General features: G+C 37.8%; 16 protein-coding genes. 1 reads left to right on the plus strand and 15 read right to left on the minus strand.

Annotated features, from left to right (window positions below):
- The coding region (locus BM086_RS08005; RefSeq protein ID WP_141107718.1) for an integrase core domain-containing protein at positions 1 to 549 on the plus strand (549 nt) is incomplete at its 5' end.
- Positions 550 to 874: 325 nt separating this feature from the next.
- On the opposite strand, the gene BM086_RS08010 is transcribed toward BM086_RS08005, so the two are convergent.
- The 15 genes from BM086_RS08010 to BM086_RS08080 form a co-directional block, all read right to left on the minus strand.
- Entirely contained in the window at positions 875 to 2,515 is a 1,641-nt protein-coding gene (locus tag BM086_RS08010) for a DUF6020 family protein (RefSeq protein WP_092325500.1), read from the minus strand.
- Positions 2,512 to 3,042 carry a GNAT family N-acetyltransferase gene (locus tag BM086_RS08015; RefSeq protein ID WP_092325501.1) on the minus strand — a complete coding sequence of 177 codons (531 nt, stop codon included), beginning with the start codon at positions 3,040 to 3,042 and terminating at the stop codon, positions 2,512 to 2,514. The genes BM086_RS08010 and BM086_RS08015 overlap by 4 nt, the downstream gene beginning before the upstream one ends.
- Before the next feature lie 2 nt (positions 3,043 to 3,044).
- A complete protein-coding gene (locus BM086_RS08020; RefSeq protein WP_092325502.1) occupies positions 3,045 to 4,844 on the minus strand; it encodes a hypothetical protein in 1,800 nt (599 codons plus the stop codon).
- Positions 4,845 to 4,861: 17 nt separating this feature from the next.
- Positions 4,862 to 5,995: a dTDP-4-amino-4,6-dideoxygalactose transaminase gene (gene rffA, locus BM086_RS08025; RefSeq protein WP_092325503.1), complete on the minus strand. Its 1,134-nt coding sequence runs from the start codon at positions 5,993 to 5,995 to the stop codon at positions 4,862 to 4,864.
- A gap of 12 nt (positions 5,996 to 6,007) precedes the next feature.
- The gene (locus tag BM086_RS08030; RefSeq protein ID WP_092325504.1) at positions 6,008 to 6,466 is read right to left on the minus strand and encodes a GtrA family protein; all 459 of its coding nucleotides are present in this window, start codon (positions 6,464 to 6,466) and stop codon (positions 6,008 to 6,010) included.
- Between the two features lie 5 nt (positions 6,467 to 6,471).
- Positions 6,472 to 8,229: a hypothetical protein gene (locus BM086_RS08035; RefSeq protein ID WP_092325505.1), complete on the minus strand. Its 1,758-nt coding sequence runs from the start codon at positions 8,227 to 8,229 to the stop codon at positions 6,472 to 6,474.
- The gene (locus tag BM086_RS08040; RefSeq protein WP_092325506.1) at positions 8,223 to 9,356 is read right to left on the minus strand and encodes an acyltransferase; all 1,134 of its coding nucleotides are present in this window, start codon (positions 9,354 to 9,356) and stop codon (positions 8,223 to 8,225) included. Before BM086_RS08040 ends, BM086_RS08035 begins: the two co-directional genes overlap by 7 nt.
- 27 nt (positions 9,357 to 9,383) lie before the next feature.
- The gene (locus tag BM086_RS08045; RefSeq protein WP_092325507.1) at positions 9,384 to 11,135 is read right to left on the minus strand and encodes an ABC transporter ATP-binding protein; all 1,752 of its coding nucleotides are present in this window, start codon (positions 11,133 to 11,135) and stop codon (positions 9,384 to 9,386) included.
- Between the two features lie 97 nt (positions 11,136 to 11,232).
- Positions 11,233 to 11,778 (minus strand): hypothetical protein, encoded by a 546-nt coding sequence (locus tag BM086_RS08050; protein ID WP_092325508.1) that lies wholly within the window; start codon positions 11,776 to 11,778, stop codon positions 11,233 to 11,235.
- 55 nt (positions 11,779 to 11,833) lie between these two features.
- Positions 11,834 to 12,526 (minus strand): pseudaminic acid cytidylyltransferase, encoded by a 693-nt coding sequence (gene pseF / locus BM086_RS08055; protein ID WP_092325509.1) that lies wholly within the window; start codon positions 12,524 to 12,526, stop codon positions 11,834 to 11,836.
- Between the two features lie 27 nt (positions 12,527 to 12,553).
- Positions 12,554 to 13,582, minus strand: a complete 1,029-nt coding sequence (locus BM086_RS08060; RefSeq protein WP_092325510.1) for a glycosyltransferase family 2 protein — start codon at positions 13,580 to 13,582, stop codon at positions 12,554 to 12,556.
- A 21-nt stretch (positions 13,583 to 13,603) separates the two neighbouring features.
- Complete coding sequence (gene pseG, locus BM086_RS08065) at positions 13,604 to 14,734, minus strand: UDP-2,4-diacetamido-2,4,6-trideoxy-beta-L-altropyranose hydrolase (protein ID WP_092325511.1); 1,131 nt, start codon at positions 14,732 to 14,734, stop codon at positions 13,604 to 13,606.
- Between the two features lie 8 nt (positions 14,735 to 14,742).
- Complete coding sequence (pseI, locus tag BM086_RS08070; RefSeq protein WP_092325512.1) at positions 14,743 to 15,798, minus strand: pseudaminic acid synthase; 1,056 nt, start codon at positions 15,796 to 15,798, stop codon at positions 14,743 to 14,745.
- 175 nt (positions 15,799 to 15,973) lie between these two features.
- Positions 15,974 to 16,420: a GNAT family N-acetyltransferase gene (locus tag BM086_RS08075; RefSeq protein ID WP_092325513.1), complete on the minus strand. Its 447-nt coding sequence runs from the start codon at positions 16,418 to 16,420 to the stop codon at positions 15,974 to 15,976.
- 43 nt (positions 16,421 to 16,463) lie between these two features.
- Positions 16,464 to 17,621: a lipooligosaccharide sialyltransferase gene (locus tag BM086_RS08080; RefSeq protein WP_092325514.1), complete on the minus strand. Its 1,158-nt coding sequence runs from the start codon at positions 17,619 to 17,621 to the stop codon at positions 16,464 to 16,466.
- Positions 17,622 to 17,653: the final 32 nt, after the last annotated feature.

Consider the following 17,653-nt stretch of genomic DNA (forward strand, 5'->3'; position numbering starts at 1 on the left):
ATTAAAAGCTATATCTGGCTCATAATTGATGCTGCATCCAGAGCCATCATTGGCTATCAGGTATCCGATAACAGAGGTGTTGGTCCGTGCATCCTCGCCATGAGAATGGCCTTAAAAGGTATCACTGAACTTCCCAAGAACTTTAAGTTTATAGCTGATGGTTACAGTGCCTATCCTTTAGCTGCACAGCAGTTTTTCCACGAGTTTGGAGAAAAGCTCAAGTTTGAAATCACTCAGGTAATCGGGCTCCAGAACGAAGACGAAGTATCCAAGGAATACCGTCCTTTCAAGCAGATGATTGAACGCCTTAACCGTACTTATAAAGCCTCATATCGCATCACTAATGGATTCGACAATTACGATGGCGCCAACTATGATCTGACTCTCTGGGTTGCGTATTATAACTTCCTGAGGCCGCATAAGCACAATGATTACAGGCCTCCAGTTGTAGATGAGATTCTGTCAAAGGCTGAAAACATGCCCGCTAGGTGGCAGCTGATGATCTACTTCGGTCAGAAGAAGATACTTGAACTTCAGGCTGCCAGCTGATTGTTCTTAGATTCTGAGCCCGAGGTATTAACCTAGCCACCGCTTTAGCGGCTTGCCCTTGATGGCACAAAAAATAACTGCTACACTGCTGCAAACGACGGAGAAAATCTGATTGTTCTTGAGTTCTTCGCCGTCGGTGATTAACCGTCAGCAGTTATTTTTTGTGCTGTCAAGGGTGGCGTCCGGCTACCTCAACCTATATATCTGCAATTTTCAAGGTTCATCTGAGCCTATTTTTTCTACTCAGTTTTTTCATAGATCATTTGACACTATCTTTTAAGCAATTAAACCCATCATTAAATACTATCACACCTGTTTTTTATTATCAAATTCTGCGCACAAAAAGAAGCGGCAGACAAAACCAAAGGTAAATGACATATCGCACAAGATAAGTCGGTCCAAGAAGAACTGTAGCCCAGGTAAGCATAACAGGTATAAAAGGTACAACTTTCGCAAGATCCCTGATAGAAATCCTGTAACAGAGCACAAACAAATAAATAATGATAAGCACACCAGGTGAAAAAAACAGTGCCAACACCGGCGCATCCTTATGAAAGCTTCCGATTGACAGATAACGGTAGAGACTGTCAATAACAGGTATTAAGCTGTGCCTTTCACCGGGCTGTTCAACTTCATATCCAAAATATGAGCTTTCATCATAGGTAAATGTGAAAACCGTAGTCCCTTGATATACGTTTATCTTTGCAACAGGATACCAGTATCCATATGAAGTAAGAAACCACGAATTAACATATACAAATGGATGCTTTTTAAATAGTGTAAACCATAACCTCCAAAATGTCCCTTTACTTTCTTCGTAAAGTTTATTATTGAAACCAACCTTTACCATATCTGAGACTCTTGGAGAATACAGATTAAGATTCTCCTCAGGAATAAAGGCTTTCAAAGTGTCTACTTCTTCCTGGGTCATTGAGTCCTTATCATACTCATAAACTCTTACCATCTGCATTATCGGTACAGTAAGTATCTCCTGATGATGTGTCCCCTCAGAGCTAAAAGCTGCAGAAAGAAATGATGAAATGAGTATATAGACCATAACAGGCGCAACAAGCGCAGCTGTCAGGACGGACTTGATATTCTTTTTAAAATATATGAACGCAAACGGCAAAAATACCAGATACGCGTAAAATCCATTGTGTCTAAAACAAGGCATAAGTGAAGCTGTAAGAATAAATGCGATAATTCTCTTTTTATCCTGAATAAAAGCTTCTGTATTTTCTGTCATCTGAAGTAAGAAAACTGTAAGCAGTGTCAAAAGCGCAGCGAACAATCCATCCTTGCTGGAGCAGAGAACAAACATCACCACCGTGGGAAAAAGACCATAAAACAAAGTCCAGAAAAGACCTGCTTTCTTATTTATCCCTCTTTTTCTTAGATACAGAATAACGTATGCAAATATCGCTGTTATAATAAGCATCTGTATAAACAGATAGCAGAAAATCCCGGCATTCCATGAGCCGACAAGCTTATGAACGAGCGCAATAGTCCCTCCAAGGAAAAGAACATGTAACAGAGGATGGTGCGTACTGAAAGTTCTGGTAAGCACTTCATTGAGTTCATCCTGCGCATCATAGACAAAAAAACCCGGAAATTCAGCAAGCAGAACCGGAATGTTCAGCACTATCAGTAAAATCCAGACAAAGAAATACTCTTTTCTTTCAGCTTTCTCTGCCTCTATCAGGCGGTATTTGTTAAGATCAAGCAGCCCTAAAAACTTTTTTCCTTTGTAGCTGTTGTTATAACCATCCCATACATGTTTGGCATCAACTGTCAGAACCGCAGCAAAGCAAAGAAGTAATATCAGGGCATTTTTATCAGCCAGATTAACACTGTCATATTTTTCAAGCTGATAGCCCCAAACCAGGAAAAAGCTGGTGATAACTCCAAAGACTGTAGCCATTACCCATGCAAGATAATTAACTTTTCTTACGCTTTTATCTATCATTTCAGACAATTCTCCATAAGGATCATATCGCTTATTTTTCCGTCACTGCATTCAACGTCTTTAAGCTCTTTTGTTCTGACAAAGCCTGCATTTTCATAGCTCTTTATTGCAATGGTATTATATGAAAAGACCCTTAGAAAAAGTTTATCCATCCCAAGTTCTTCTTTTGCATATTCAACAGCAAGTCTTGCTGTCTCACTTCCGTAGCCCATTCCGATTGCATCATCTTCGCCAATAAAAATACCGTATTCCGCCGTCTTTTTAGAATCATCCGTAAATCTCAGATACACACTTCCAACAGGTCTTAAGTCTTTTGCATTCTCACAGATGATCATCTGAAGAACTTCTCCTGTCTCAACTTCTGTTTTCAACCAGTTCTCATGTATTTCGGGAGTAAAATGCTCTCTGTAAACAAAGTTCTGCCTTACTCTCTCATTATTACGCCATCTCACCACTGCTTCTGTATCTTCGTTAGTGATCATGCGAAAGCTTACCTTTTCGCCTGTCTTTATCATTTTTTCAGCCATTTTCAATCCTCATTTGCCTTATCAAGATGGTAAATTACAAAAACATCTGCTATTGTTTTAATCTTTACAGGTTCTACCTTCTGACCTTTTTCAAGATAATAATCTTCAAGCCACTTTGTATCTTTTTCCACAGTCTGAACAAAATAAACATTGTCAGAAAGCAGTGCTTCTTCAGCGGATGAATAGCCTGCCCTGTTAAGCTTTTTATAATAAACAGGACTTTTGGACGCCCAGCCGCCTAAGATGTCCTGATTTGCAAAATTGTTATTCACATTTTCAAACATCTTCTCAGAATAGGTCGCAACCTTGTAGTCCACTGCATCTGCATACGAAACACTGGTATATACATCAATAAGGTAATATGAATCCGGATTCGCTTCAAAGTAATCAGAAAGTTCTCTGTACTTCGCAAGCATCTCTTCACGAATCAGCTTCTCATTCTGAATAACAATAACCTGTGCCGGAAAAGAAACTATTCCTGTAACTACTGTAAGTGCAGCCACAGACGCTATTATTCTTGATGTCTTTTCCATGCTTATCATTAGAACTGCTAACAGAATCAGTATCTCCATATAATAAAGAGGATGTGTAATTCTGATTGGATCTCTTCCACGTAGAATTATGTACATCCAGAGTGATGATCTGCACGCAAAAAGTAGGACTAAATACCAGATTTTTTTCGTTTTCCTTATAGAAACAAAATAAATAACAGCTCCGATATAAAGTATGATAATTCCCAAATTCCAGGGAAAATCCGTCATTGGATACTCATAGGATGCAGGCTCTGACATTGAATGAAGCCTGTAAATGTAATTCTTTGTAGCATCAGTTAATCGCTGAGAAACAGGCGCTTCTTTTCCTCTTATACTCTTTGCATATTCTGCGACTTCTCCGAGAAGATCAGCATCAATTTCATCATCAAGTCCGAAATTGTAATTAACAAGAAGTTTCTGCTCGCTTTCAGATAGTCCGATGCTATCATAAAAATCTTTATGTTCCTGATAATCCGGAATACTCTGAAAATCGTAAAGTTCAGTTCTATTATCAAAGAGTCTGTTAAATTCCTTCCAATCCGCTCTCGAATAACCGGCTTTATTTAAAAGGCTGCAAACTAATAAGCCTGCAATAATAACAACACATAATTTCAAATACTGGAAAAAAAGCTTTTTCTTTTCACCTAAACTGGAAACATCGTCGTTATTACTAATCTGGCTTCTTGTAATGCACCATTTTATGAAAATAGCAACGCCTGCCATCGGCAATGTCAAAAGAAGCATTTCTGAGCGCAATAAAAATGCGATTATGATAAGAATAACAGACAGAATGTTTTCTCTGATGCCGCCGCTTTCTGCTGTTAGTATCAAAAACGCTGCTGTAGCCGACATAAAGGCGCAGACAACCGTGTACTGAACATATAAGAGATGCGTTACATAAAATCCGAGAATAACAGAAATAAAAATTGAAACAAAAAGAACTCTGTTTTTATTCTCAGGGATAAATGAGATTATTCTTTTTACAATAAGAAAGATACATAAATACTGTGAAAAACATAAAAAGATGCCGTACCAGTCAACAGCTCTGCTTATCCTGTAAAACAAAGACAAACAGAGGCTGATCGGATACAGCATCTGAATATTATTCCCCTCAGGCGTACCTGTGTAAGAACCTGAGAGGATATCTTTCATAAGGCAATCATCATTTAAGTCAAAAAAGTAATCACCCAGTATTGCTGTCACCATCATAACAACAAACAAAATTAACATTGATGCAATTATGTTCTTGTTAAATCGTGACTTTACCATTTTATAACCCCAACAAATTAAAATTTGTAATACTCTTTCACCCTCATTACAACTTCATCAAGATCATCGTCAGTAAGCTTATAATACATAGGAAGTCTTAATAGTCTTTCACTTTCCTTGGTAGTATAGCGGTCTTCACCATGGAATCTGCTGTACTTAAGACCTGCCTTTGATGAATGAAGCGGAACATAATGTGATGCCGGAAGAATATCATTATCCTGCAGATAATCAATCAGCCCTTTTCGTTCTTCAAAATCTTTACACTTAATATAGAACATGTGAGCATTATGCACACACTCCTTGGGAACATAAGGAAGCTCAATAAGTCCTTTTTCTTTTAACGGAAGAAGCGCTTCATAATATCTGTTCCAATGATCCATTCTTGCGTTATTGATCTCATCAGCCATTTCAAGCTGCGCATATAGATATGCTGCATTCATCTCACTTGGAAGGTAGGATGATCCGGCTGAGATCCAGCTGTACTTATCAACTTTGCCAAGCTTGTACAAAGTACGGTTAGTCCCCTTTTCTCTGATGATTATTGCATCATCAACATAAGTCTCATCTCTTAATAAAAGAGCTCCGCCTTCACCCATGCTGTAATTCTTGGTCTCGTGAAAACTGAAGTTTCCAAAATCACCGATTGCGCCAAGTGCCTTGCCTTTATAAGTAGACATAACACCCTGGGCAGCATCCTCAACCACAAAAAGATTGTGTCTTTTTGCAATGTCCATGATTGTATCCATCTCACAGGCTACTCCTGCATAGTGAACAGGTACAATTGCTCTTGTCTTGGGAGTTATTGCATCTTCAATGAGCTTTTCATCAATATTCATGGTATCAGGTCTGATATCCACAAATACAATCTTAGCTCCCCTCAAAACAAATGCATTGGCAGTAGATACAAAGGTATAGGACGGCATAATGACTTCATCGCCCTCTTTGATTCCTGCAAGGATAGCAGCCATCTCGGTAGCGTGTGTGCAGGATGTAGTCAAAAGTGCTTTAGAAACACCTGTCTTTTTCTCAATCCATTCATTTGCCTTTGCTGTATATGGACCATCACCACAGATTTTCTGATTTTCCACACACTCTTTTATATATTCGAATTCTTTTCCCACAAAAGGTGGAACATTAAAATTTATACGCATATGTTATCTACCTCAATCCTTCTTCTCAAGAAAAATCTTCCTTGTTATGAAATTATAGACCATAACAACGCCGGTTGCACCAAATTTAAAGAAAATATCCTTGGCAAAGCTCTCACTCATAATACTTCCAAGCCACTGCCAGTTCTTGTAGATGATGTCAATTCCAAGCCAGAGGCAAAGTTCATTTATACCAAGACCTATGATGCTTAGGATAAGGAAAATAGTAAACTCCTTCTTCCTTGACATATCCTCTTTTCTCTCGAAAACAAACTTAAAACTAAGAATATAATTACATACAACAGATATGGCAAAACCCATAAATGCTGAAATCAGATAATACTGACCAAATGCTGATGACAGCCCTGTTGCTTCAAAGATTACATTGAATATTCTATAGATCACATAATCGATAATAAAACAGATAACTCCAACCAATCCAAATTTGGCAATCTGTGCCAAAAGTTTATTCATTCAAACTATTCCTCGCTTTCATTTCCGGTAGTAAAAACTATAAATCTGTCACTTTCAAACACCTTATTATAATCATGATTATCAATATAGTCCAATAAAATATCATACTTCACGCCAACATTAGCATATTCCTGCATGTTTTTGCCGATTATTATTGAAGGCATTTCAGAAGATAACTCTGAATTATTCAATTGGGTAACAAATTTATCGACAGAATAGCTGTCAAGATCAGGCCAAACAGTGTCAAGTGCCGGTTCTAGGTCAAATAAATATGAAATGCCCGGAATACCACCATAAATAATAGCTTTTCCATCACAAATATCTTGCTCCTGCAAAAATGTATTCAATTTTTCAAGACTGCCTGCATTCTCGCCTGAAGTAACCATGTACTCAGCTTTCTTTATCCCTGATGCTACGGTATTTCTAACCGTTCCATCCGCTCCGTCAGAAAACGAGAAGTTCCAGTGAAAAAGAAATCCCTGAACCATTAAAACAATAATAACTGATGTTATTATTGCCTGCCATGCAAAGTTATATTCTTCTTCCCCCATTCTCTGAATGAGTCTTCTAAAGAGCCACAATGCAATGGGCGCTGCTACAAATAAATTGTTAAGCACCGGATAAGTATAATTATTACTGCCGATTGGCGTTAATAATATTATCATAAGGGCAGAAAAGGCCATTGTCTGTTCCTGCTTACTACCATTTAAAAGGCCTATGCTTCCGATAAAAGAAATGATAACAGATATTATCACAAACATCATTGCAGCCTTAAAAATACTGTCATAATAATAATAATTTCTTGTAAATATCCCTCTTGCAAAGAAATATCTTATCAGCACTAGTATGCCCGCTATGTATACTATTTTTTTAGTCCATATATATTTTCCTTTGTAAAGCAAAAAGAGAATTATACCTGCTGCCACACATGGAATCATTATCATCATATCTAGTAAAGATGAACGGTAAGCATCTAGTATCATAGCAAGCATCCCGGAGGATGAATAATCAGAAGCTCCCTCTGTCATTCCGAACAGGCTCGAAATCATATTTATATATGCAAGTGGTCCGTAAATGATTGAAATAATAATATATGGTATCCCAAATCCAATCAGATATCCTGCTATGCAGACAAGTGTTTTCTTTACCGCATCAATTACCTGCTCTTTAGTAATAAAGCAGTAAAACCACAGGATAAGAATGAGTGCAGCCTCTAAAATATTAGGAAACCTTACCATGACATTAAGTCCAAGCGCTATGCCTGCAATTAACAGGTATAGATTCTGTCTGTTCCAGGAAAACATTCCTTTTAACAAAAAAATGATTCCTACAGACATAAGTATATAGGTAAGATAGTTGTACAGAATAACTTTAGGGCACCAGCACAGACTCTCAGCCATAAAGAGCCCGATAAAAATCATCCATCCTGGCATGTAATCCTGAAGCATATAGTATATAAACAATGAAAACAATCCTATAAGCAGGCTGCAATATACTCCCATTCCAAATAATGTACCTGCACAGGGAAGATGCATAATAGCATTTCCAAGAACATTACCAAGAAACGTTGAAAGAATCCACATAGGATCAATATTTCCCAAATACTCATAGTTCACAAGGCTGTACATGGTATCTGTTATATCAAGCCCTGCATTTACGCCTATCAGCGGGTAAAAAATGATGATCAACGGAAAGAAATACTTTTCAAGAGGTCTCTGATATTTTTTTAGGCCATAAAAATACTGTCTGATATTCTTTAGCATAACTCGTCATCCCATTTTCTGATTTTGGCTGAAAGCCATGAATTATGCATAACTCTCTCAACATAATCAAAAAACATTTTTCTGATCCAATCTATAAAAATACCGGTTATAAATACAATAACAATAGTTCTTATCATATGCCATGCATAGAAAGGAACGCTGTCCATAGGCACTTTGCCTATCATCTGCTCAATCCATAGAAGCCATCTGTCTCTTATTTCCAGATGCATGTGTAAAAGATAGACTCCAAAAGTCAACGGACCCACAAATCTGACCACATCCGCCAGACGATTTTCTTTCATTCTGTAAAATCTAAAAACTGAAAACAGTCCCAGTGAGCCAAGAAGTGTAAAAATGAAATTGTAATGGTATGGAACATCTGAATAATAGATAAGTCCACCAAAACGATAGTTGAAATAGTATAATCCGATGCTCATGAGCCCTATTACAAGTGATGATATCAGGTACACGAGGGCACTTCTCTTTGCATTAAAAAACAGAACAACATTATATTTTCTTATATAAGCAGCTATCAGATACAGGCAAATAAACCATCCATAGTCATAACCATAATGGTCTGTCGCAAACATTACAGGAATAATACTCTTTATGAAACAGAACCAGATGAGCAGTCCAATGATTATGGCTTTAAGTTTTTTTCTCGATAAGGTATTGACCGCTGCATTCATCACAGGCGCAAACACGTACATTATGACATACGCGCTTACAAACCAGTAGTGTTCTGAAGAAACAGGGAAAAGATACTGCAAAGTTTTAAACACCGAGTCATTAGACTTTACAACGTAAACTCCTGCAATAACCATTGTTATTGAAATAAGTATAGTATAAAAATAAACCTGAGATATAAGCTTTATAATTCTGCTTGGCTTAACAGAAGATTGGGACAAAAAATATCCGCTCAGTAATACATACACATTTAAACCGGATATGCAAAATCCTTCAATAATGCTGGCAAATAATTGAACTTTTGATGCAGGAACACCAAGCTCAAGCAATGCTCCTGAATGAGAATTATAGTGAAGTGTAATTATCATGAGCATCGCAATTATTCTGAGAAGTTCAAAGTTTGCGTCTCTTTTTTTATTCAATCTGCCTGTGTCAGACATCCTTCCTCCCAAGCTTCGCCGACTTAATTATCTGTCGCGAACAGCCTTTTTTTCCTTAATGCTGTAGACCATGTCGCACTTTTCTATTGTCTGTAATCTGTGCGCTATTATGATCAAAGTCTTTTTGCCATGAAGTTTGTTGATAGAGTCCATGATTGCAGCTTCTGTCTCATTATCAAGAGCAGAAGTTGCCTCATCAAGAACTAAAACCTCAGGATCTTCAAAAAGAGCTCTTGCGATACCTATACGCTGTCTCTGTCCACCTGATAGTCTGATTCCTCTTTCACCAATCTGTGTATCAAGCCCTTCCGGAAGTCCCTTTACAAATTCATCAAGGGAAGCTTCTTTAAGAGCCTGCCAAACCTTATTATCATCTATTTCATCATCTGCACAGCCAAAAGCCACATTCTTTCTGATTGTTGAATCCACCATAAAAATAGTCTGAGGAATATAGCCGACATTCTTAAGCCACCCCTGATAGTTCTCCATTACATCAACGCCATCAGCATAGATCTTGCCACCTGATGGTTTTAACAGGCCAAGCATTACATCCACGATTGTGGTCTTACCTGCACCGGAAGTTCCCACAATACCTACAGAGTGCCCAACCGGTATCTCCATTGAGGCATTCTCCAGTATATTTGAGTCTGTATTTGGATACCTATAGGTTATATCAACCATTTCAATCTTCTTAGTAACAGGAAGTTTCTCAACTACCTTCTTTTTTCTGTAATCTTCGCTGTTATATGAAATAGCACCATCATGAATTTCTTTTTGAAGATTATCACTTACATTCATCAGAAAAGGCTCAAAGTATGCTATTGAAGTCAGGTAGTTATTAATTCTGTTTGCACTTGGTAGTAGTCTCATTGCCGCTGCTGCTAACACTGTAAGAAGTGGCAACAGTTCAGATAGTTCTTTTCCCTGATTCATAACAACAAGTAAAAAGCCTATCATTCCGGCTATTGCTATTGTCTCAATTAATAGTCTGGGTGTTGAATTATAAAGATTATACTTCTGAACCGCGCTCACATAACCGGAACCGCAATCCGCATAGCCATTTATGAAATAGTTTTCCTTATTGGCTATCTTGATTTCTTTAATACCGGTAACAGATTCATTTATCCACTTATAAAGACCACTGTAATAATCCTGATTGTCCTGTCCTGCCTTGACCATTACCGGCTTTATCACATACTTTATTATAAGAAGCACGATAGTAAGCAGCGCTGCAATAGTTATTGTCATCAGGGCATCCTGACTTAAAAGAAATCCCACCAGGAAAATAAAAACAATTATCTCACTTGTAAGCTGAAGACAGCTGAGAATCAGTCCATACATATTGTTAACGTCTGATGTTATGCTTCTTTGTATTACACTTGTATCCGCATTAAGATAATATTCGTAAGGTCTCTGCATAAAGTTGATCATCATGCGTCTTGAGGTTGCAAACTGATTAGTGTACACAAATCTTAACTGAATAACATTTTCAAGATATAAGAAAATATTCTTGATAACAAATATAATAATGATACCTACCAGTATCAGCTTGGCCAACTGCGTTGTGCTTGTTAGATTAAGGCCATGATAAAATGCTGATAATAACCGGTTTTTCTCCACTTTCTCAGGATCTGCAACTATTGTCATCACCGGAGCCAGCATAGCGATTCCGACTGATTCCAGAATTCCTCCTATTAACATGAGAAAAACGATTCCCACCATCTGCTTCTTTTGTTTTTTATCCAAAAGAACCATTAATTTCCTGTAAATCTTGCGCATAAAATACTATAAAATCCTTTCAAATGCGTTTTATAAAATAATGGAGCTTGAATCATATTCTCAAGCCCCAGCAAATGCATGTTTTTTGTAACTGCCTTTACAAATTCATACCTTTTACGGCCTCCCGAGCTCTACTACTCATTCTTGATCTGAATCCGGGATTATCAACCGCAGCAGTCCCCCAGGTTACTATTTTCTGAACAAGTCTCTTATCCGTTCTGGCGTCTCCTGCATATTTGGCAGCGCCATTATCGTCAAAACGTTTTGCCACAAGAGCCTCTCCGTCACTTGTGCTAAACACAACAGTAGGAACTCCCACACTACACAGACTATAAAGCATTGTTTCTTCTGATGCCACAGCAAAATCACATTTATGCATTATCGCAGTCAGATCCTCACATTTTTCATTAAGAAAAATTGTTTCATGCTTTGAAGAAAGGTCTTGAAGCTTTTTAATGTATTCCACATCAAAATCACGTCCTATCATCACTTCACATTCTACACCTGTAAGATCAAGGACCTGTCTGCAAGGACTGTCATCTTCAAATATTTCCGACAAAATTGCCAGAATTACTCCAAACTCGTCCTTGTCACCTGCAGATAAAAAAGCTCTTTTTGCGTGCTCATTTATAATGTAGTCCATACTCAATCCTCATAATAGACCCTCGGTCACCTACGTGGTTAATTGTTCTTAGGCATTATAATGACGAATTTATAAGATTATACTTAAGTTCTGCCAGTTTCCAGTCAACTTCATTGTCAATATCCTGTACTTCAAGTTCTGATAGTTCAAGAGGAATAATATCACCAACAAGTATCCCTTTATTCTTAAGAAAGCTCTCAGTCTTAAAAACATAAAACTGTCCAGCATCATGATACTGCGCTGTAAGATCCTGTGATCTCTTAGCCAGATTTTCAGGATTTCTGAATACCAGTCTTCCATCTCTTATCTCCATGGCTCTTTGAGGAGGATATGAAAATCTAACCACAGGGATAAGACAATCTGCGGTGGATTGTTCAAGAGTTTCCACAGCGTTCTTAAGACGCTCGGCGCTAACAAATGGAGCAGTTGGATATATGCAGGTTATGATATCATATTTTACTCCATTTTTTGCATATTCATCGACAACTTCCTGAATTACATCAGTTGTAGTAGCAAAATCATTAGAAGTCCGCTCACTTCTCATAAACGGAATCTTTGCACCATACTTCCGGGAAATTTCAGCAATCTCCTCATCATCTGTCGAAACCATAACTTCGTCATATACTCCGGAAGCCAGAGCAGCTTCAATAGAGTAAGCTATTATTGGTTTTCCATTAAAATCCTTAATGTTCTTTCTGGGGATTCTCTTGCTGCCTCCCCTTGCTGTTATCATTGCCAGCTTTTTCATTAAATTTCTCCCGATATTTTATTTCTGTTATTTCTTTTTATTGCGCAGACCACGATAAAACCAAAGAAGCTTATAGTACACATAAAAACGAAGTGGTGACTTACAGCACATCGACACAAGCTTTTTTTCTTCGGGATTTACCTTCTCCAAATAGTAGTTGTTCTTTTCAAACTCTGGAAATACCTGCTTCATCTCCTGTGTAAGTTTTTTTACAAAAGATAGCTTTGTTGGTCTCACACATGGCATATACGTAAAAAGAGTATTCACATAGAAAAGAATTGTAAATGTAAATTCCAGTTCCTTATAAAACTCATCTAAAAATCCAAGCCTTTTTGCTTCACTTACCATTATACGCCCGGCTTCCATCCTATCATTACATTTTTCTACGGAAAAAGAATGAACAGTCGAAGCTCCATGCTGATAATAATAATACCATGGTTTTGATATATACTCGTAGTGAGTGGCTGTCAGCAAATATGACACCATCATCGCATTATCTTCATAAAATATATTTTCCGGGAAAAAAAGATTATTTCTTATGATATTATCCCTTTTAAAAATCTTTGCAACAAGTCTTCCACCATCAAGAATAAGGCTCTTTTTCTTATTGTGATCAAGAACTCCTGACTGCTTTGGATTTCCATTTTTCTCAATAACATCACCGACATCATAGGTATGTTTATCCACAAGATTAAGGTCGCACCCAACCATGTCAGCTCCTGTTTCATCAGCTTTCTTCAACATCTCCGCAAACATATCAGGATCAATCCAGTCATCTGCATCGATAAAACTTATCCATTCACCCCTGGCGGCCTTGATTCCAATGTTCTTGGCGCCGCCCTGATGCTTATTTACTTCACTGTGAATAACACGCAATTTTTGCGGATATTTCTTCTCATAATCTCTTAATATATCCAAAGAATTATCTGTAGAACAATCATCTACAGCGATAATCTCGTAATCAGACAGATTCAGACCAAGCAGCGATTCAATACAAAACTCAAGCTTTTTATCTGATGCCATATTAAAAACAGGAACAATAATACTCAGCTCCATAGAATTACCCCGACTAAACTTTTATTGTGCGATGAGTTCCTCTGCAATCCTGATGGCACCTCTTCCATCAGTAATACTTCCGATGCCCTCTGTCATTGCATTAAGCCTTGCTGCATCTGAAATAATATCATTTATTTCATTACATATGCTATTTATTGCAATTTCTTTGGCATCTTCACTAGTGCTTACATCCCCTGCAAATGCCATGCCATTAACTTCTTTCCAGAATTTTACGTTATATTTCTGATTATCCGCAACCTGGTAAAAAACAGTAGGAAGATGCGTTGCAGCACATTCTGTAAGCATTGTCCCCGCCGCCATCACGGCAACATCGCACTTCTTCATAAGTTCTGCCATGTTTCTCACGGAACGGTGCATAAAAATCCCTTCGGTGGAATCTATGAAAGCCTTTATTTTATCAGGCTCTTTGACATAATCTCCAACTACAACATGCCATGAAGCCTTCTCATTAAGTCCACGAGATGTTACCTCTCTCAGAAAAGGCACTATCATTTCACAGGTATCTGCGCCACCGGTTGAAAGAAGGATATTGGGATCATTAACAAAATCCTCTTCCGCAAACTCTTTATCCTCAATATCTGTATAAAACTGTTCTCTCAAGGGTGCAAACTTAAGTCCCAATAAAAACTTGGTAGGAGTCTTACAAAAGCCTTCTCTGCCCGCATACTTTGCTTCATATCCCATTTCACCTGAATAACCACTGTAATTTATTAAAAGATCTATTGAATAAGCCCTTTCGCATAGGTCATCAAGGTAGGCAATTCTACAGATATCTTTTAATCTGTCAAAGTAGTTTTCTGTGACCATGTATGAATCTACAAGCAAAGTAGCAACATTAAATAACTGTAGTTTTGTAATTAACGTATCAAGCTCGCCATCCATATCCTGCCAGTTGCTCTCTAAGACCACTATCTTCACGGAGCCGTTTTCAGCATTTAATTTGTTCGAAGATTCCAATTTATCTTCATTCCAATCGCTAATGCCCGACTTCAAAAGTGTCTCGGACTCTTTATCTGCAATAAAAAAAGTCACTTCCTGGCCAAGTTTTACAAGTGCCTTGGCGATGGTTATACATCTCATCATATGGCCAGTCGCTATAACGCTGTTGGCATCTGTTCTAATACCTATCATAACTTATGTTACTTAATCAAATCCCAGCTAAGGGGAGTGCCTTTCTCTATATCTTTTACAGCTTTCATTCCAAGCACTTCTTCGTAATGCTTCGTATGCATTCCAACTCCCGGACGAATAGACCTTACATTCTGCATGGTGATCGTCTCACCAGCTTTTATGTCTTCCACAACAAAAAGAGATCTGCTAAGTCTTCTTTCTGAAACCTGCTTATCTGAAAGCTCATACTCATATTTGCCAAGGGATGCTTCCATGATTCGCACATTTCTTACCATTTCAGCAAATTCAGCCGGTTCCATTGAAAATGCGTCATCAACGCCACCTGCACTTCTGTTAAGGGTAAGATGCTTTTCTATCATTTTACCGCCAAGGGCCACGCTTCCAACAGCGACAACGCTTCCTGCTGTGTGGTCTGACAATCCAACGATGCACCCATACTTATCCGCAAGGTACTGCATCATTCTTAAATTGACCATCTCATATGGTGTAGGATATGCACTGACACATTTTAGAAGGATAATATCATCATTGCCCTCTTCCTTACAGGTTTTAAGAGCAAGTTCAATATCTTCCTCATAAGCTATTCCTGTTGCAAAAATAATAGGTTTATGAAGTGCGGCTATTTTCCTGATAAGAGGAATATCATTTATCTCAAAGCTTGCTATCTTATACGCCGGCACATCTAATTTTTCAAGATAATCCACAGCTGTCGGATCAAACGGAGATGAAAAACATTCCATTCCAAGCTTCTTAGCCTCTGCCATAAGACCTTCATGCCACTCCCAGGGTGTATATGCATCCTCATACAGATTGTGCAAGGTTCTTCCTTCCCATAGACTTCCCTCAGAGGTCATAAACCAGGGCTTATCACAATCTATTGTTATTGTATCAGCAGTATAAGTCTGCAATTTTACAGCGTCGGCGCCTGCTTCTGCTGCAGCATGTATTATCTCAACTGCCCTGTTATAATCTCCATTGTGATTTCCGGAAAGCTCAGCAACTATCATGGTCCTGTTGCCTTCTCCAACGGAAATATTTCCAATCTTTATATTCTTATTATACATATTGACCTCATTATTCTGTCTAACCATACGTTGTTCTTGTCGTTTAGACAGCTCTTTACTGAATATTTTTTCTCACGTAATGCTCCGCATAGTGCGCATTTATGTCTTATCATTAACCTTTATTGTTTGCTGTCTTTTTGAATGCATTCTGATCTTATAGTTGAATACATACTAATTAATCCATAATCTTTAAATAGCAGGTCACAGGTCCCGTAGGCATCTTTAGATAACCATTGTTTTCAAAGCATTTCATCGATGCCTTATTTTCACTCAACACAAAACCAATAAGAACTTTTACTTTTTCCTTCATCTGCTGTTCGAGAAGCCCAAGTATCACGCTGCCATATCCCTGCCCGCGAAAAGCCGGTGCGATCATATAACTTATTTCCCCAACTTTTCCCTTATCACCATTCATGTCCACGCGGATATTTCCAATTCTTTTTTCTCCGTCCTCAAGTATATAGAGGAAGCAATCCGGATCACTCAGCTTTTTTTTATACCATTTGATATGATTTTCAAAGGATATTTCTTCTTTTGAGAATGAGTTTCGCCTGGTAGACTCATCATTTCGAATCTCTAAAATAAACTCTGCGTCATCGATGACAGCATTTCTTAATTGCATACTAAACTCCTGCTTAGCAATATCTTATGTTTCAGCACATTATTTACAGCAGCTCTGTTTTTCTATGGATAGCCGGATCTTCATACTTATCCAGGAAATCCAGTCCAAGATAAACAATTTCTTTTGCAAAATAGGTATTATCCATCTGAGTAATAACTGAAATTATCTTATCCACCTCAAAGCCCTTGATATCACCAAGAACTTCCATTGGAAATCTGTCTTTTATAACAAGAACTTCCGGAAATTCCTTCTCATAATCCAAAAGATCTCTTGGATGAGGTTTGATGATAACCCTGTAGTTCTCCTTATAATCATCAACAATATCACCAAACAATTTCTTACGAGTCTCAAGATCACAAAGAGGCTCTGTAAGGATCATAACATTCGGTTTTGTATTTACCTTGGCTTTAGCATTATTTTCAATTGCATCTGCCCTGTTTTTTCCAAGAAGAGCATTAACCAGCCTGTCAGGGTTATTTAAAAATATATCAACCAAAACCTTGTGATCATCATCAGAAAGCTTTTCGTCCAGCTGCTTTCTTGGAACCTCAACTATATTCTTGGGCGGTTTATGATTTACACTGATATCATTTACTTCGTAGTCAATACAATATCTGCTATAGCCACTTTCAATAAAGATCAGTCCCATCTTGGCCATAGCGCATTTTAATGGAAATGCTCCTTTATTGGCATTTCTAGCCTGATCATCTAATAGTCCGGAATTAAGGCCATCTTCCACAGCATGATAATGTATTTTCTTGTAATTAAGATAATATCCAATAGGATCAGAATCGCAAAACACGTAAACGTCCTTGTATTCCGATAAGTCTACCGGTATAAACTCTTCCTGAAGCTGCCCCAACAGTTTTGTATACTTAATTCGCTGCAACAAATTCAGGATGATATTTCCTCTGTCCTTATGATACTTCATGACTTCCTCTGAGGTAACATCTTCCTTCTCGTCAAACATATATACATTTTTAAATAGACCTGTTTTTTCCAACCTTTCCTTCAGGTTCTCAAAATTGTTTGACATTGTGCTCAGCATGATATCAGCATAATCCTGCACCGAGCCACGAATAACAAGTTCTTTTACGGCTGCAATATAAACATGATAATATGTGTGGCAAATATACATTCGCCCTTTAGTCTTTACGTTTTTCATGCCATTTATTATATAATCAAAAAAGGGCCTTGTCATCACTTGCCTTACCCTATTAATTAGTAGTATTA

The organism is Butyrivibrio sp. YAB3001, from assembly GCF_900112195.1.
Taxonomy (GTDB): Bacteria; Bacillota; Clostridia; order Lachnospirales; family Lachnospiraceae; genus Butyrivibrio.

What these genes read in the sequence shown, in the direction of transcription:
- BM086_RS08010 (WP_092325500.1), bottom strand. Translation starts at nt 2,515, where the DNA reads ATGATAGATAAAAGCGTAAGAAAAGTTAATTATCTTGCATGGGTAATG.
- BM086_RS08015 (WP_092325501.1), bottom strand. Translation starts at nt 3,042, where the DNA reads ATGGCTGAAAAAATGATAAAGACAGGCGAAAAGGTAAGCTTTCGCATG.
- BM086_RS08020 (WP_092325502.1), bottom strand. Translation starts at nt 4,844, where the DNA reads ATGGTAAAGTCACGATTTAACAAGAACATAATTGCATCAATGTTAATT.
- rffA (WP_092325503.1), bottom strand. Translation starts at nt 5,995, where the DNA reads ATGCGTATAAATTTTAATGTTCCACCTTTTGTGGGAAAAGAATTCGAA.
- BM086_RS08030 (WP_092325504.1), bottom strand. Translation starts at nt 6,466, where the DNA reads ATGAATAAACTTTTGGCACAGATTGCCAAATTTGGATTGGTTGGAGTT.
- BM086_RS08035 (WP_092325505.1), bottom strand. Translation starts at nt 8,229, where the DNA reads ATGCTAAAGAATATCAGACAGTATTTTTATGGCCTAAAAAAATATCAG.
- BM086_RS08040 (WP_092325506.1), bottom strand. Translation starts at nt 9,356, where the DNA reads ATGTCTGACACAGGCAGATTGAATAAAAAAAGAGACGCAAACTTTGAA.
- BM086_RS08045 (WP_092325507.1), bottom strand. Translation starts at nt 11,135, where the DNA reads ATGCGCAAGATTTACAGGAAATTAATGGTTCTTTTGGATAAAAAACAA.
- BM086_RS08050 (WP_092325508.1), bottom strand. Translation starts at nt 11,778, where the DNA reads ATGGACTACATTATAAATGAGCACGCAAAAAGAGCTTTTTTATCTGCA.
- pseF (WP_092325509.1), bottom strand. Translation starts at nt 12,526, where the DNA reads ATGAAAAAGCTGGCAATGATAACAGCAAGGGGAGGCAGCAAGAGAATC.
- BM086_RS08060 (WP_092325510.1), bottom strand. Translation starts at nt 13,582, where the DNA reads ATGGAGCTGAGTATTATTGTTCCTGTTTTTAATATGGCATCAGATAAA.
- pseG (WP_092325511.1), bottom strand. Translation starts at nt 14,734, where the DNA reads ATGATAGGTATTAGAACAGATGCCAACAGCGTTATAGCGACTGGCCAT.
- pseI (WP_092325512.1), bottom strand. Translation starts at nt 15,798, where the DNA reads ATGTATAATAAGAATATAAAGATTGGAAATATTTCCGTTGGAGAAGGC.
- BM086_RS08075 (WP_092325513.1), bottom strand. Translation starts at nt 16,420, where the DNA reads ATGCAATTAAGAAATGCTGTCATCGATGACGCAGAGTTTATTTTAGAG.
- BM086_RS08080 (WP_092325514.1), bottom strand. Translation starts at nt 17,621, where the DNA reads ATGACAAGGCCCTTTTTTGATTATATAATAAATGGCATGAAAAACGTA.